This window comes from Marinifilum sp. D714 (genome assembly GCF_030851345.1).
GTDB lineage: Bacteria > Bacteroidota > Bacteroidia > Bacteroidales > Marinifilaceae > Marinifilum.
On record NZ_JALPNU010000003.1, the window covers coordinates 204951 to 221012 of the forward strand.

Annotated in this window: 11 protein-coding genes; 9 read left to right on the forward strand and 2 right to left on the reverse strand. The window is 36.4% G+C overall.

Annotation, left to right across the window (positions count from 1 at the left end; genetic code table 11):
- The first annotated feature begins 15 nt into the window (after positions 1–15).
- The 3 genes from M0051_RS04475 (at position 16) to M0051_RS04485 (ending at position 5825) form a co-directional block, all read left to right on the forward strand.
- Positions 16–3186 (forward strand): efflux RND transporter permease subunit, encoded by a 3171-nt coding sequence (locus tag M0051_RS04475; RefSeq protein ID WP_306740349.1) that lies wholly within the window; start codon positions 16–18, stop codon positions 3184–3186.
- Between the two features lie 14 nt (positions 3187–3200).
- Positions 3201–4622 (forward strand): efflux transporter outer membrane subunit, encoded by a 1422-nt coding sequence (locus M0051_RS04480; RefSeq protein ID WP_306740350.1) that lies wholly within the window; start codon positions 3201–3203, stop codon positions 4620–4622.
- A gap of 213 nt (positions 4623–4835) precedes the next feature.
- Positions 4836–5825 (forward strand): Gfo/Idh/MocA family protein, encoded by a 990-nt coding sequence (locus M0051_RS04485; protein ID WP_306740351.1) that lies wholly within the window; start codon positions 4836–4838, stop codon positions 5823–5825.
- 148 nt (positions 5826–5973) lie between these two features.
- Here the strand turns inward: M0051_RS04485 and pepF are convergent, their stop codons facing one another.
- Positions 5974–7881 (reverse strand): oligoendopeptidase F, encoded by a 1908-nt coding sequence (pepF, locus tag M0051_RS04490; protein WP_306740352.1) that lies wholly within the window; start codon positions 7879–7881, stop codon positions 5974–5976.
- A 289-nt stretch (positions 7882–8170) separates the two neighbouring features.
- On the opposite strand from pepF, the gene M0051_RS04495 reads away from it, so the two are divergent.
- From M0051_RS04495 to M0051_RS04505, 3 genes are all read left to right on the forward strand, one after another.
- Positions 8171–8434 carry a cysteine-rich small domain-containing protein gene (locus M0051_RS04495; RefSeq protein ID WP_054721345.1) on the forward strand — a complete coding sequence of 88 codons (264 nt, stop codon included), beginning with the start codon at positions 8171–8173 and terminating at the stop codon, positions 8432–8434.
- 149 nt (positions 8435–8583) lie between these two features.
- On the forward strand, positions 8584–9375 hold the full coding sequence (locus M0051_RS04500) for an AraC family transcriptional regulator (protein WP_306740353.1): 792 nt from the start codon (positions 8584–8586) through the stop codon (positions 9373–9375).
- Between the two features lie 108 nt (positions 9376–9483).
- On the forward strand, positions 9484–10329 hold the full coding sequence (locus tag M0051_RS04505) for an SDR family oxidoreductase (protein WP_306740354.1): 846 nt from the start codon (positions 9484–9486) through the stop codon (positions 10327–10329).
- Between the two features lie 133 nt (positions 10330–10462).
- On the opposite strand, the gene M0051_RS04510 is transcribed toward M0051_RS04505, so the two are convergent.
- A complete protein-coding gene (locus tag M0051_RS04510; RefSeq protein ID WP_306740355.1) occupies positions 10463–11110 on the reverse strand; it encodes a DUF5675 family protein in 648 nt (215 codons plus the stop codon).
- Positions 11111–12028: 918 nt separating this feature from the next.
- Here M0051_RS04510 and M0051_RS04515 point away from each other — a divergent pair.
- From M0051_RS04515 to M0051_RS04525, 3 genes are all read left to right on the forward strand, one after another.
- Entirely contained in the window at positions 12029–13579 is a 1551-nt protein-coding gene (locus M0051_RS04515; protein WP_306740356.1) for a TlpA disulfide reductase family protein, read from the forward strand.
- A 65-nt stretch (positions 13580–13644) separates the two neighbouring features.
- Positions 13645–15249, forward strand: coding sequence for a DUF4369 domain-containing protein (locus tag M0051_RS04520; protein WP_306740357.1), 1605 nt, complete (start codon positions 13645–13647; stop codon positions 15247–15249).
- Between the two features lie 23 nt (positions 15250–15272).
- Positions 15273–15998 (forward strand): hypothetical protein, encoded by a 726-nt coding sequence (locus tag M0051_RS04525; RefSeq protein WP_306740358.1) that lies wholly within the window; start codon positions 15273–15275, stop codon positions 15996–15998.
- The last annotated feature ends 64 nt before the right edge of the window (positions 15999–16062 follow it).

A 16062-nucleotide genomic window follows, 5' to 3' on the forward strand; every position in this document is an offset into this window, starting at 1 on the left:
AATTAAACAAAAATCATGTTAAGAAGATTTATTGAACGGCCGGTATTATCGACCGTAATATCCATACTCATCCTAATTTTAGGGATATTGGGACTTACATCTCTGCCAAGAGAGCAGTTCCCGGAAATTGCACCTCCAACCGTGCAAATCTCCGCAACCTATCCTGGTGCAAATGCCGAAACATTACTAAAAAGTGTTGTTGTTCCCATTGAAGAGGCTGTAAATGGTGTTGAGAACATGACCTACATGTCTTCAACCTCAAGTAACGACGGAACAGCCACCATTAGTGTTTACTTTGAATTGGGAACCAACCCGGATATTGCAGCTGTGAACGTACAAAATCGTGTAGCAACTGTGAATAGTAAACTGCCTCAGCAGGTAATTCAATCTGGGGTAACCACAAAGAAAGTTCAGACCAGTGTATTGATGTTCTTGTCTCTGTATTCAGAAAATGATGACTTTGATGCCACCTTTATTGAAAACTATGCTCGTATCAACCTAATTCCTATGATTAAAAGGATTAATGGGGTTGGAGATGCCAATGTTTTTGGATCGCGAGATTACTCCATGAGAATCTGGTTGAAACCGGAAAAAATGGCTGCCTTTGGCTTAACACCTCAAGATGTTGTAGCTGCATTAAACGAGCAAAACCTTGAGGCTGCTCCCGGTAAGTTTGGAGCAAACTCAAGCCAATCGTTCGAATATGTAATTCGCTACAAAGGGAAACTTTCTACTCAAGAAGAGTACGAAAACATAATTCTTCGTTCGGAAGGAAACAGTGATTTTCTAAGACTAAAAGATGTAGCAAAAGTTGAACTTGGTGCTTTTAGCTATGCAACAAAGAACATTACAAATGGAAATCCATCTGTTGCCGTCGCAGTATACCAAACCTCAGGTTCCAATGCTCAGGAAATTATCAAGGAAGTAGAACAAACTTTAGAAAAGGCAAGTGCCGATTTTCCAAAGGGAATCGGCTATGTAATTCCTTTTAACACGAATGACTTTCTTGAGGCATCTATTTCAAAGGTAATTTCAACACTTATTGAGGCATTCCTTTTGGTATTCCTGGTTGTGTTCCTTTTCCTACAGGACTTCAGATCAACATTGATTCCAGCAATAGCTGTTCCGGTTGCAATTGTCGGTACTTTCTTTTTTCTGAATCTTTTTGGATTCTCGATTAACATGCTGACTTTGTTTGCCCTGGTTTTGGCCATTGGTATTGTGGTTGATGACGCCATTGTGGTTGTGGAAGCGGTTCATGCCAAATTAGATAATGGAGCAAAAAGTGCCAAGAAAGCTACGGTATCTGCAATGAGTGAAATCACGGGTGCGATTATCTCTATCACCCTTGTGATGTCTGCAGTATTTATTCCGGTTTCCTTCCTGAAAGGTCCAACTGGTGCATTTTATCAGCAGTTTGCAATCACCTTAGCGGTAGCCATTGTTATTTCTGCAATCAACGCATTAACATTGAGTCCTGCCCTTTGTGCCTTGCTTTTGAAACCTCACAATCCAAGTGAAGATCACAAAAAAGGATTGATGAATCGATTCTATACATCTTTCAATACTGGTTTTGATGCAATCACCGACAGGTATACCAGCTCTGTGAAATTTCTTATCAATAGAAAATGGTTAGCAGGAGCAATACTTATTGGCTTTACCCTGTTGGCAGGATGGTTCTTTAAAACCACTCCTACAGGATTTATTCCAAATGAAGACCAAGGGATCATCTTTTGTGATATCACTTTGCCTCCGGGAAGTACTCTTGACAGAACTGCTAAAGTAGCAGGAAAGGTAGAAAGCATTATCGAGGAGATTGATGTTGTGCAGGAGCGCATGTTCGTGATTGGATTTAGTTTGATGAGTGGAACCAATGGTGGATCGAAAGCATTTGCCGTTATCAAGCTTAAAGATTGGCACGAGCGAAAAGAAGATCACCAAAAAGTAAATGCCATTATCGGACAGCTGTTTGGTCGCACTGCGGCAATAAACGATGCAAGAATTCTATTCTTTGCTCCTCCTACTGTTCGTGGTTTTGGTAACTCTGATGGTTTCGAGATGAGACTGCAAGATAAATCGAATGGCTCATTTGACGACTTAATGGCAAAAAGTGGACAATTCCTGGGCGCGCTAAATCAACGACCAGAGATTAAATATGCCATTACTTCTTTCAATACTGGTTTCCCTCAATACGAAATGGAAGTGAATGTTGAAAAGGTAAAAGAGGCTGGTATTTCTGTTAATGGACTATTTTCAACCCTTCAGGGATACTACGGAAGTTGGTATGCTGCCGATTTTAATAGGTTTGGTAAGCAATACCGTGTGATGATTCAGGCTTCGCCTGAGGATAGAGAAACCATTGAATCGATGAACAATGTATTTGTTCGTAATGCGAACAATGAGTTGGTATCGGTAAGCCAGTTTGTCAACATGAAAAAGGTAAATGGTCCTGATGTGGTAAATCGATTCAACCTGTTTAACTCAGCAACCATTAACGGTAACGTAAACCCTGGATACAGTACTGGTGATGCTATTCAAGCCATTCGCGAGGTAGCAGCACAAACGCTACCTTCAACTTATGGATATGAATTCTCAGGAATGACCCGTGAGGAAGAAAAAGCAGGTAACCAGGCAGTAGTTGTTTTTATATTGAGTTTGATTTTTGTCTATTTCCTTCTTGCTGCGCAGTACGAAAGTTATATTCTTCCATTCTCAATTCTATTGTCACTCCCTATCGGGATTTTTGGAGCCATATTCTTTGTAAAGCTTATTGGTTTGGAGAACAACATTTATTTCCAGGTTGCCTTAATCATGTTGATTGGTCTATTAGCGAAGAATGCCATCCTGATTGTAGAGTTCGCTCTTCAGCGTCGCAGACAGGGAATGGAACTATTGCAAGCTGCCGCTGAAGGTGCCAAAGCACGTTTGCGTCCAATCCTAATGACATCCTTTGCCTTTATTCTTGGTTTGATGCCATTGATGCTGGCAAGTGGTGCCGGAGCTGTAGGAAACCGCTCCATTGGTACAGGAGCCGTTGGTGGTATGTTGATAGGAACTGTATTTGGAGTATTTGTAATTCCTGCCTTCTTTGTGATTTTCCAAATGATTCAAGAGAAAATTAGCGGAGCTCCAAAAGAAGAGGAATTGGAAGAAATTGAAGTAGAAGAACTGGCTAAGATTCAATAATTAGAATACGATCAATGAGAACAAAGAAAATTATATATGGAGTGGTATTTTTAGCATTTGCTACAACAAGTCTGCAGTCTTGCTTTGTGGCTAGAAAATACCAACAACCTGATATCGAAATTCAGGATCAATACAGAAATGTATCAACAACTGATTCGGCCACATTAGCCAACATGCCTTGGGAGGAATTGTTTACCGATGCCAAGCTGAACACTTTGGTTCGTGAGGCCCTGAATTCCAATCTTGATCTTCTGATGGCAGTGGAGAGAGTTAATGCTGCTGAAGCTTATTACAAGCAAGGAAAAATGGGCTATCTCCCATCCTTGAACTTGGGTGCCAACGGTGGTAAATACGAATTGTCAGATAACAGCATGTCTGGCGTTTCAGCCGGAGGAAATGGTCCAAGCTATGAAAACTACCAGCTAAACGGTACCATTTCGTGGGAAGCAGACATTTGGGGAAAAATCAGAAGCAACAAAAGAGCCTCTCAGGCGGCTTACTTGCAGTCTGAAGCATCAAGACGAGCTATTGAAAGTGCATTGGTTGCCAATATGGCTTCTGCTTACTATCAACTGGTAGCATTGGATGCACAAGTTGAAGTGGCCACTAAAACGGTTACCAACCGCAAAGAGAGTCTGGAAACCATGATGAGTCTGAAAGAGGCCGGACAGGTTACCGAAGCTGCTGTTAAGCAAACTGAAGCTCAATTGTACAGCACTCAAATTTTATTGCTTGATCTGAAACAAAATGTATCGCTATTGGAAAATACCATCTCCATTCTTCTGGGAAGAGCTGTTGGTGATATCGATAGAGGTAAGCTGGCAGAACAAGAAATCAATATCCAGCTGGAAACTGGTTTCCCGGTTCAATTGCTTAGCAACCGTCCGGATGTTATGGCGGCAGAATTTGGCTTAAAGAATGCTTTTGAGTTAACCAATGTTGCTAAAAGTAATTTCTACCCAAGCATTAGCGTGAGCGCAACAGCCGGATTTGAAAGTTTAAAATTTGAAGACTGGTTCAGTTCTTCTTCCATTTTCAGTAATGTAATTGGAAACCTGACCCAACCGCTTTTCAACAAAAGAAATATCAGAACCCAATATGAGGTTGCAAAGGCAAAACAAGCCGAGGCAAAATACAACTTCAAGAAAGCTTTATTAACTGCCAGCAAAGAGGTATCGGATGCCTTGTACAGCTACCAAACAGAAAAGGAAAGATATGAAATCAGAAAGCAGGAATTGCAGGCTTTAACCGATGCGGTGAGTTACTCTGAGGAACTCTTAAACAGCGGATATGCCAATACAACCTATTTGGAAGTATTAACAGCACGAAGCAATGCTCTTTCTTCTGAGATTAACATGATCAATTCTAAATTCAACCAGTTAAACTCTGTAGTTGAGCTTTATAAAGCTTTAGGCGGAGGCTGGAAACAAAAATAAAGTGGGATGAAGTGACCAGATCAATAGTGGGTATAAAAATTGTTGGTGGTTCTTCAATCAAAATGATCTGGTCACACTTTTATCGTATTTTACCTTTCATTTAGCATATCAATTACAGCATCGGTTCATTTTGAATTGATGCTGTTTTATTATAATGTCATCAACTTTTAAAATCCAAAAAACATTTATCTTCGTGATATAAAAAAGTAAGATATGTCAGATAAAATCATACGTTGGGGAATTATTGGTTGTGGAAAAGTAACTGAAATCAAAAGCGGACCAGCTTATCAGAAAACTCCAGGATTTGAACTTTTAGCCGTAATGCGCCGCGATGAGAATTTATTGCGTAGTTATGCACAAAGACATAACATTTCAAAATACACCACAAATGCCGACGAAATAATTCATGACAATGATATTGATGCGATTTACATTGCCACTCCTCCCGATTCTCACAAAGAATATGCTTTAAAGGTTGCTGAAGCCGGAAAAATTTGCTGCATCGAAAAGCCAATGGCTCCATCCTACTCCGATTGTATTGAAATTACAAATGCTTTCGAAGAAAAGAATTTACCTCTTTTTGTTGCCTATTACCGACGTTCACTTCCACGGTTTAATAAGGTAAAGCAATTGATCAATGACCATGCAATTGGTCAAATAAGACACATTAGCTGGCATTTGAGCAAGGCACTAAATCCCTTGGATCTATCAGGAGAATACAATTGGCGCACCGATAAGCAAATTGCTCCCGGAGGATATTTCGATGATTTGGCAAGTCATGGCCTAGATCTGTTCACTTATTTACTTGGTGATATTGAAAATGCATCAGGAATTTCAACAAATCAACAAGAACTCTACCCTGCCAAAGATGCCATAACAGCCTGTTGGATTCACCAGAATGGAATAACTGGAACTGGGAGTTGGAATTTTGGCTGTAACACCCGAGAAGATAAGGTTGAAATATATGGAAGTAAAGGAAAAATGACATTTTCAGTTTTCGATGAGCTAGCTATTCTATTGGAAAATGAAAATGGCATTCAGGAAGAATTCATCGAGAATCCTGAAAACATACAGCTGTATCATGTTCAAAACATGAGAGACCACCTGCTTGGAAAGCTTATTCATCCATCTACCGGAAAGTCGGCCAGTCATACCGCATGGGTAATGGACAAAATTTTAGGAAGGGTCACACTCCAGCGGTAATGATAGATTTACGGTTGTCTATACCGATTATGACATCTAAATAATCAAACAACAAAGCTTACCACACTCGCCTGCTTTTCTCATAAATAAGCAGGCATAAAAAAAGCAGCTCAAGTGAGCTGCTTTCTATATTTATAATGCTAATTAATTAGCTTTTCTTCACTTTTTCAAGCTCCGCAGCCAATTGATCAACCAATTCATCTAACTGGTTGATAACAGCCATAATGGTTTCTGGTTTCGACAAATCAACACCAGCTTTTTTCAATTGCTCCATTGGGAAATCATTACCTCCTGATTTCAATAGGGTAATATATCTCTCCAAAGCAGCTTGTCTATCCTTTTTGTTACCTTCCATTACATCCTTGTATAATTTAGCTGATGAAGCAAAACAAGTTGCATACTGGTATACATAGAATGGTGAATTGTAGAAATGAGGAATTCTTGTCCAAGGATAGTTTGAATATTTTGTTTTTTCAGTTGCATCACCATAATACTCGTTAGCAATACCACCCCATACATTGGTCAACACATCTGCATTTACTGGTTTTCCCTGCTCTACCATCGAGTGAACCTGATATTCGTAATCAGCAAACATGGTTTGCGCATAGAATGTACCAATAATACCTTCAATAGCCTGAGTTAACAAAGCAATTCTTTCCTTAGGATCTTTGGTATTTTCCATCATGTGATCCAACAACAAACGCTCGTTAAAAGTAGATGCAACCTCTGCAACAAAAATTGTATAACCATGGGTAGCAAAAGGCTGATTTTCGTTTGAAAGAGTTGTGTGCATTGTATGTCCCAACTCATGTGCTAAAGTAAACACATAATCCAAGGTTCCATCGTAATTCAATAACATGTATGGATGAACACCATAAACACCAGCAGAAAAAGCTCCAGAACGCTTTCCAGGATTTTCGTATACATCTAACCAACCACTTTCAGTTGCATTCTTCAGTTTAGCCTGGTACTCTTTACCCAAAGGAAGAACCGATTCAACTACTACGTCAACAGCATCTTCATATGGATAGTTTTTATTGAAATCAGTCAAGCTGATAGAACCATCAAAGCCATAGTATTTTTCAAGACCCAAAACTTTCTTTCTAAGTTCTACATACTTGCGCATTGGAGCAGTGTTTTCCTTCACTGTCTTGATCAAGTTCAAGTAAACATCCTTAGGAATGTTATTTCCTTCCAATCTTGCATCTAAGCATGATTCATATTTTTTAGCACGAGCACCTGCCCAGTTTGCCTGAACGATTCCATTGTAAATAGCAGCGTAAGTATTCTTGTTCTTGTAATATACATCATACAATGCTTCGTAAGCTTTTTTACGATCTTCCTGGTTAAGGTTGTTGGTCACGATTTGTGAGTAAACACCTGGAGTAACTTTTACCTTTTTACCATCAGACAATTCCACTTCCTGGAATTCGATATCAGCTGTAGAGATTGCTTTAAAAACGTTACCAGCTGTACCTGTTACCTGTGAATAGTAAGATAGCAATTGCTCCATCTCTTCGCTAAGAACATGCTTTTGTAAACGGTACATGTCCAATAAGTCGAATTTATGATCTTTCAAAGCAGAATTTGAAGCAACCCACTCTTTCATTGTTGCTTCCGGAATTTGGATCATTTCAGGAGAAATCCAAGCAGTAGCTACTCCAAATTGAGCGAATAGCAATTGAACTTGCTGAAGCTTAGCCATTAGCTCCATATTTCTTTGGTCAACTGTACTTTGGAAAGAAACGAACTGGTATACTTTGTATGCCTTCTTCATTAAATCTTCCTGAATCTTCAACATTTCTGCTAAATTTTCAGAACTCTCACCCAATTTACCTTTAAAGCCTTGAATTTTTTCCATATCTACTGAAATGGCTTTAAAATCAGCTTCCCAAGCTTCCCAATTTTCGTAGATATCAGAAAAATTCCATTTGTATTTCGCTGGAATTTCTTCTCGCGTTTTATAATTTACCTGTGCCGTAGCTTGCCACACAGTACATGAAATAAGAAGAGCCAAAGTAAAAACTCTTCCTATACTCCTTAGTTTAGTGTTCATTTTTTAAAAGTTATTAATAGTTAATTTTTTCCCATTAAGACAAATATATGGCGATATTACCTGATTTTATGTCTGGATAACATGCAATCTTATAAATTTTAGATCATTGAAGATATTCTCCGATAAGCAATGCATTTAGCCGGATGTAATAATGTTTTGGGCTTTATAAATATGTCTTTGCTATAAAAGCCCTATATGCATTTTAGATATGCTATTAAACCTATCTAATAAAGTAAAACTCTAAAACAAAAATCTTAATATTGTCAACAGTAAAATAACACAACATATCATGTCAGAAAATTACAAATTCGTTCAGAATACAAAATGTGAATATTTCCCATGCCATAAAGTTAAAAACGAAGCAGATTTTAACTGCTTGTTCTGCTTTTGCCCATTGTACATGTTGGGTGACAAATGTGGTGGAAACTTTACCTATACCGATAATGGTATTAAAAATTGTAGCGAATGTACCTTGCCGCACTCAAAGAATGGCTATGATCATGTAATGAGTAAAATGGGTCTGGTAATGGAAAAGGGGAAAAAGCAAGATTAAAAAAATCCAATAACAAAAGAGTCAGTTAAACTGACTCTTTTGTTATTTTTAGGGTTTAAATCATAACAGGAATCCTAATGAGTGAAACCAATATACCCAGATATAATTTCAATAATAGAAGCACTAAATTGGGCTTAGAAATAATTCCTTTGCAAAGAATATTAAAACATTCTCAAAAGAATAATTACAAAGCGCATCGATTAAACTTCTATCAGATATTAGTCTTTACCAAAGGAAGAGGTACACACGAAGTAGATTTTGAGGAGATAGCTTATTCTGAAAATACAGTGATTCCAATTGCAATGGGACAAGTCCAGCATTTCTCTGCCAATCAGCAAGCCGAAGGATTTGCTGTAGTGTTTACTCCTGATTTTATCATCAAGGGAGGAGCCGATTATCAGTATCTTTATGACTACACCATTTTTACCCATTCATTAAAACCCATCAGCAATTTTGCCAATAAGGAAGTATATGCACTCTTAGATGAAATGATTGCAGAACAAAGCAAAGATTTACAATTTGACACAGCTGAATATCAACGCAATCTTCTTAAAAATTTCTTAATTCAAATCGAAAGAAACAAGCGCGAAAGAGTAGATATTATATGTAATGACTCTTTTGCCGTATATATAAAGTTCAAAAAAATTGTTGAAGAAAAAGTATCCTATAAGCTGCGAGTAAGTGACATTTGTGATGAACTAAAAGTTACTCCAAAGCAACTAAATGGTGCCATTAAATTATATGTAAGCACTAATGCCAAGCAATTTATAGAAGATAGATTGGTGCTGGAAATTAAACGATTATTGGGTTATACTGCCCTTTCCATAAAAGAAATAGCATACAAAATTGGTTTTGAAGATCCTACCAACTTTACCAAGTACTTTAAATCAAGAGTAAACATGCTTCCTTCTGAATATCAAAAAACAACATTAAAACAGTAAATTCTGATTTTACCATTCAAGTGAACTTTTTTACCTTTCACATGCCTTCTTGCTCCTATACATTTGTGGTATACGATTAACAAACAAAAATCATTTAAAGTATAGGATATGAAAATAGCAGTTACAGGGGCTACTGGTCAACTAGGTAGCCAAGTTGTTGAACAACTTAAAAGCAGGCTTTCTAATGAAAATATTGTAGCATTGGTAAGAAACACTGAAAAGGCTGCAAATTTGGGAGTAGAAACCCGTGAATTTGATTACAGTAAACCAGATCATCTTTCGAAGGCACTTACTGGTATTGATCGCCTATTATTGATTTCGGGTACGGAATTTGGACAAAGAAGTGCACAGCACAAAAATGTAATTAATGCAGCTAAAGAGGCTGGGGTAAAATGGATCGTTTACACAAGTGTTCTTCATGCCGACACTTCGCATCTAAATCTTGCTGCAGAGCACGTAGAAACAGAAGAAATTCTTACAAATTCAGGTATTGAATTTACCATCCTAAGAAATGGTTGGTACAGTGAAAACTATACTGCATCGGTTCCTGGAGCAATTGGCGGAGGTGCGTTTTTAGGAAGCGCTGAGGATGGAAAAATTTCATCCGCGGCAAGAGCTGATTATGCCGAAGCTGCTGCAATTGTAATTGCAGATGAATCACATAAGGGTAAAGTTTATGAATTAGCTGGTGATGATTTTTACACCTTAACCGATTTGGCTGCTATAATATCGGAGCAAGCAGGGAAAAATATCCCTTACAACAATTTGCCAGAAGAAGAATATGCCAATATTCTTAAAAACATTGGTCTTCCTGAGGGATTGGCCATAGGATTGGCAAGTTGGGATGTGAGTGCTTCTACGGGTGCTTTATTCGATGATTCACGCACACTTTCTTCTATTTTAGGAAGACCAACAACTCCAATTGCGGAATCAGTAAAAGTGGCATTGCAGTAATTTCTTTAAAATTTCAATTAATAATAGAACAAGTATAAAAATAACCCAGTCAGGTCTCACAACCATTGACTGGGTTATTTTATTTTAAGGCAATAAACTATTCTACTTTTAATTTTTTACTGTTCAAGTCTTTCTACGACTCTTCCAAATACTCTTCGGCAACCCACCCTTCAATTAAAACTTTGCTCCAACCATCTTGCGATTCAAGAACTTTGGTTCGTGTTTTTTGGTTTAAAACTCCTTCCACTTCCCCACTTGGTGACTTTCGTAAATTAAGCTTATTAGCAGCTACAACCGCATTAGTTAATTGGCTTTTTCTGTTCTGAGCAGGAATACCATCAACAATCTCAATCCAAACTCCTTCTCCATCCTCGATTGCATCTACAATAATCTTATAAATTCCCTGATATGCCTTCACACTGCTACTAACAAATCCTTCCTCAATCTGGTTGTTATTGGCCCCATCGCCCACCAATATACACCCATCCGTATCTTCCTTAGTATTCCCAAAATGAATATAGACATATTTAAAATTCGGAACATTCAGCAAGTGTAGCATTCCCTTGTGCATATTCGGAAACTTCTGAGTATATCTATGATTTTGTCCACCTTCAGTTCTGAGTGTGATTCCATAAATCCCTGCAGGTATACATGTCTCCCCCGGTATTTTCTTTTCTCTCGCTGCGTCTTCGAGTGTATAACAGGAAAAATGCCCATCAATAAACAACATGCCCAATGTAGAGCTTTCCGACATGCTGTATCGTATCAATTGTAGATTCATTTCTTTTCAATTCAGTTAAAGGTATATTTTTATCTATGAATTATATTTTAAACAGATCATTTTAAGATATTAAAGAGCTGGCAAAATATCAATGGCAAGAACTTATATTGGTAAACCTTTGATTCTGCTCTTGCATTTTTTTAATTAATCTGTAAGTTTTCCACTGTTTTATTCTTCGACGAATTAACTTTATTTATTAGATTTACAAAGTAAATGACTCTGTTTTGTTTTTATGCATTGCATTTTTTGGTTTACTGACATTTACCATAGGTTTTTTTAAAAACATCAACAGAGCACATTTATTTTTCGACATTAGTGAACCTTTGGGATTCCATGCCCAATGGTTCGCTATTTATTATGTGACTTTCAGCCAACACATACACATCTTAGAATAAATTCCACGTACATTTTTAATTATGAAAATGGCCTCGGACGAAGATACACACCCCCTATGTGGCACAAATACACCCCTCGGAAGAAATTCAAAGCATATTTTATATTCACAAAATGCGCTTGTATAAAAATCCAAGCCCTTTATTAACATCTAAAATCAAGCTGTATTTTTGTCCCCTTGGAGTCTATCAGAATACATCATCCTGTATCTTGGGCATTTACAATTAGAACTAGTTGGTTGTAAAACTTCATTTGTAGTAGCATAATGAGTCTATTTTAGAATTCACCTATCACCTCTATCCAACATATTCTTCCTTGAAAACGATAATGAAGTTATAATTATTGTAAGAAAACAACAAATATTTTAACATTATTTTTGTTAATCCTATTTTGAATCATTTAATATTACTAAAAGTTTCGTTTTCATTTTTATGATTTCTTGTATAGAGGTTGTAAGTTGTGTACATTTAACATCTTGACGTAAAATAAATATAGAATTGTAGACTATTTTAGGAATTCACAACTATGGTCATTGCAATAAAAAATATCACTTTAATTCAGATTAATTTTATGAGACATTACCTTCTTTACATTTTCTTCATAATAGCTATAATTAGTTTTCCTTCTTGCAAGCAATCCAAACCTTTGCAAGCAAACAAAGCAATTATAAGCGGCGAAGTAATCAATTTCTCTCAACACAAAAATAAAACATGGATCGAAGTTTTACATCCTGATATTTTTGCTCAATCAACTCCCTTCAAACAGATTAAAATAGATTCTACTGGTAAATTTAGATATCAAGCCCAACTTATAAGTCCCGGTCTTTGTTGGGGAATTTATAATAAATGGTTTCCATTCGTAATTAGTCCTGGTGATAGTTTACATTTCACCATTGATGCAAATATTTGGAATGATAAATCAAGAAAAGCAATATCAAAAGAAGATTATATCCAAATAAGCGGTACAGTAAAAGAAGACTATAATAAAATTAGAAATTTTCAAGAATGGGCGAGCGACTCTTTATACACAGGATCTCTTAGGCAATCTATTGATGAAGCAACAAAGACAAAATCACCTGAGGAATTTAAAGAGTTTATATTTAAAATAGAAAGTAATACTAAAAGTATAATTGAAAAATTTGGAAAAGAATTTGGTGCAGGACCATTGTATTACGACATTCTCAATGCAGAAAACCAATTCAGAAACTTAGATCATTTAATGCGCTATCGGTGGTCAAATCCTATGATGAAAAATGTTAAAACAGAAGATATTGAATTGCCAAAAAATTATTTCTCTTTTCTGAAAAATTACAATATGAACAATCGTGATTTCTTTGTTTTACAACAATCAGATGTACTTAAAGAGTTACTAAACCTATATCTATTCCAAGATAAAGAACTAAGAGAAATTTATTTTGACATTCGTAAAAACAAAGAAAATGCAAAAGTTCCAAACAACTATTTTTCTAATCAAGCCAACCACATAAACAATCAGACACATGGTATAACAAAAGATTTACTTTTGCATCTATTTGCCATGCGCAATTTCAAGGATACTCCACAAAATTCATCAATCGCTTATTCCTCCGTTAAAGATTTAATTCAAGATTCGTACATCGCCAATCATTTAACTGAAGAATACAAAAAACTTACGCTTAAAAACCAAAACACCATAAAATCCAAACCGAGCGAACATACAGCTCTTGATTCTATTATTGATGTGAATAAAGGCCAAATATTATATGTTGATTTTTGGGCGCCTTGGTGTGCTCCATGCCTGAATGAAATGAAGCCTTCTCAAAAATTGAAAAAGAAACTAAATGGCAAGCCAGTTCAGTTTGTTTATTTAGCCTGTAGAACTAATAAAGACAAATGGGAAACTACAATTGCAAATAAAAATATCAGTGGAATAAATGTATTACTCTCCGATAAAGATTATCAAACACTTAGCAAAAGATACAATATCCAAGGAATTCCTCATTTTCTATTGATAGATAAATCGGGCAAAGTAGTAAATCAAAATGCCCCTAGACCCAGCAATGAAAATATTGAAACACATATTTTAAAACTAAAATAACGTAAAACAAAACGCTAATTAGAATATAATCTCATAACCGAATCATCAACCAAAACACCCAAAATATGAAAAAGATCCTATTAATTTTAACAGTACTGATGGCTTTATTTATAGCTGGAAAATCCATCGAAAACAATAATCCTTTTATCCTTAATGGTCATATAAGTGGCATAAATAAAGGAGAGATTGTACTGTTAACATTTACAGAAAAAGGCTATCAAACAGACACTAGTAAAATTGTGAATGGAAATTTTCAATTTAAGGGCGATTATCCAAAACTACTTATGGGAACATTACGATTAAAGCTAAGACGTAATGGCAAAGAGGTCGTTCTAAAGAAACAGATAATGCTTGAGAATGTGAAAATGAATTTTGAAGGATCAGTAAATGATTTTGAAAATGCTAAAATTACCGGTTCTGTTATTCACTACGATTACGAACGCTGCAAAGAAGGCAAAAAACAAATTCGTTTAAAATACGAAAGAATAAAACAGACCTTTCCTAAGTACAATCCCAATGCAAGTGATGAGGATAAAAAGGCATTACAGGCAAAATATGCCAAACATAAAAAGGATCTTAATGGTGCAATTAAGCAATACGAAAAAGATTTTATGCAGAAGAATCCCAATGCACTTTACTCGGGGTACTTATTTGAAAGAGCAACCATTTTCAGATCTTATGAGCAGCTATACGAATTGGTGAAAGATTTGCATCCTGATTTAAAGAAACAGCCATATGTAGCCAAGGTAATCAGCAGAGTTGAAAATATGCGTCGCCTTGAAATAGGTTTGGACAAAATCATGGATGGAGTTCATCCGGTTTCGTACCAGGTTGACAAAGAATACAAAGGAAAAAGAATATTGGAAGTAATTTATTTGGCAAGCTTTACAAATAACCAGCTTTGTGCTCTTAAAAAAGATGGAACAATCTTGATTCTGGATGAAATTGGAAAAATTGCAAAACGATTTAAGCCTTCCCTTTCTGGGAAACCTACTGCAATTTCTGTGGATATCGAAGACAATATCTATGTACTATCCAGCGAAATGAAACTTGTAAAGAAAAAGATCCGTGGCAGAATGGTATCGAAAGAATTGCCTGTTGCCGTAGAATGTCAAATTTTCTCGAAGGAAGGTGAAGCAATTTGCAAATACAAGCTATCAGGGGTTCATATTGCTTCGGGCAGTCGTGTGGTAGATCAACATCTGATCGTATCAGATTGCAAATTAAAGAAGATTCAGATCCACGATAGAACATCAGGCGAACTTTTAAAGGAGATAGACGACATGCGTGCCTGCTGTGGTATTCTCGACTTCTCTGTAAACAAGAAAAATGAGATTATTGTGGCCAATTTGGGAGCATTTAGAGTTCAAGGTTTTGATTACAATGGAAACAGTTTAATGGCATTTGGTAAGCGCGGGAAAGAGTTGGGTGATTTTCATGGATGCTGTAATCCTGTTAGTGTTGCTACCCTTTCGAATGGAGCCATTGTTACCGTAGAAAAAGATCCTACCCGAATAAAAGTATACAGTAATAAAGGAGCAACGCAAATTGATGGAATAGAAGAGCTGGTAAAAGGTTGTACCTACATTCCTATGATTGTTGACAACAATAACAACCTTTACCTGGCATCTGAGGAAAAAGGCATTGTGAAATGTAGTGTAGCCAAGTAAATTCAAATAATAAATAGATTAGAATGCAAGAAGAAACAATCATCATTGCCTTTGTAGCAATAATTATCATCGTAATTTTGTTGGCATTTTTCTTTAGCAAAAAAGCAATTGTCAAGCGTAAACTAAAGAATTCAGAACTCAAAAGGCTTTCCAGTTTCAGAAGTGGAGAAATAGCTAAAATAGTAGGAAAAGTCAAATTTGTTGATTCTCCATTAATTGCTCCTCTTTCAGGACGAGAGTGTTCACATTATCATGTGCTGATTGAACAAGAAAGGTCAACAGGAAAAAGCTCGACATGGGATACCCTTGTTGATGAAGAAAGACACAGCAAATACTTGATTAAAGATGGTAGCAAATATGCTTACATTAACGATAGTCTATTGAAATCTTACATTGTTGACGATGCCAAGTACAAATCAGGCTTTTTGAACGACCCTACCGAGAATATGGAATATTTCTTAAACAACAAAGGAATTGACACTACAAATTTCTTTGGCTTTAACAAAACCCTTAGATGCAAAGAGGGAGTTCTGGAAAAGGATGAAGAGATTTCTGTATACGGTCATGGAGAATGGAAAGAGGCCATAGAATTAGGCCTTCCGGAAGAGTATGGACAAGTTCTCGAAATTACCTCAACAAATGAAGAAGCCATTTACCTTAGCGATGATCCTGCAACAACAGAGGAAAATGAGGTCAACATAAATTCATCAAGAAAACATGAAGTTAAAAGAAGTCGATATAGAAAATAACAGTTGATATTTTCACTATAATCTAAGGTTTAATTACACCTTACAAATTAACATGAAGAATATT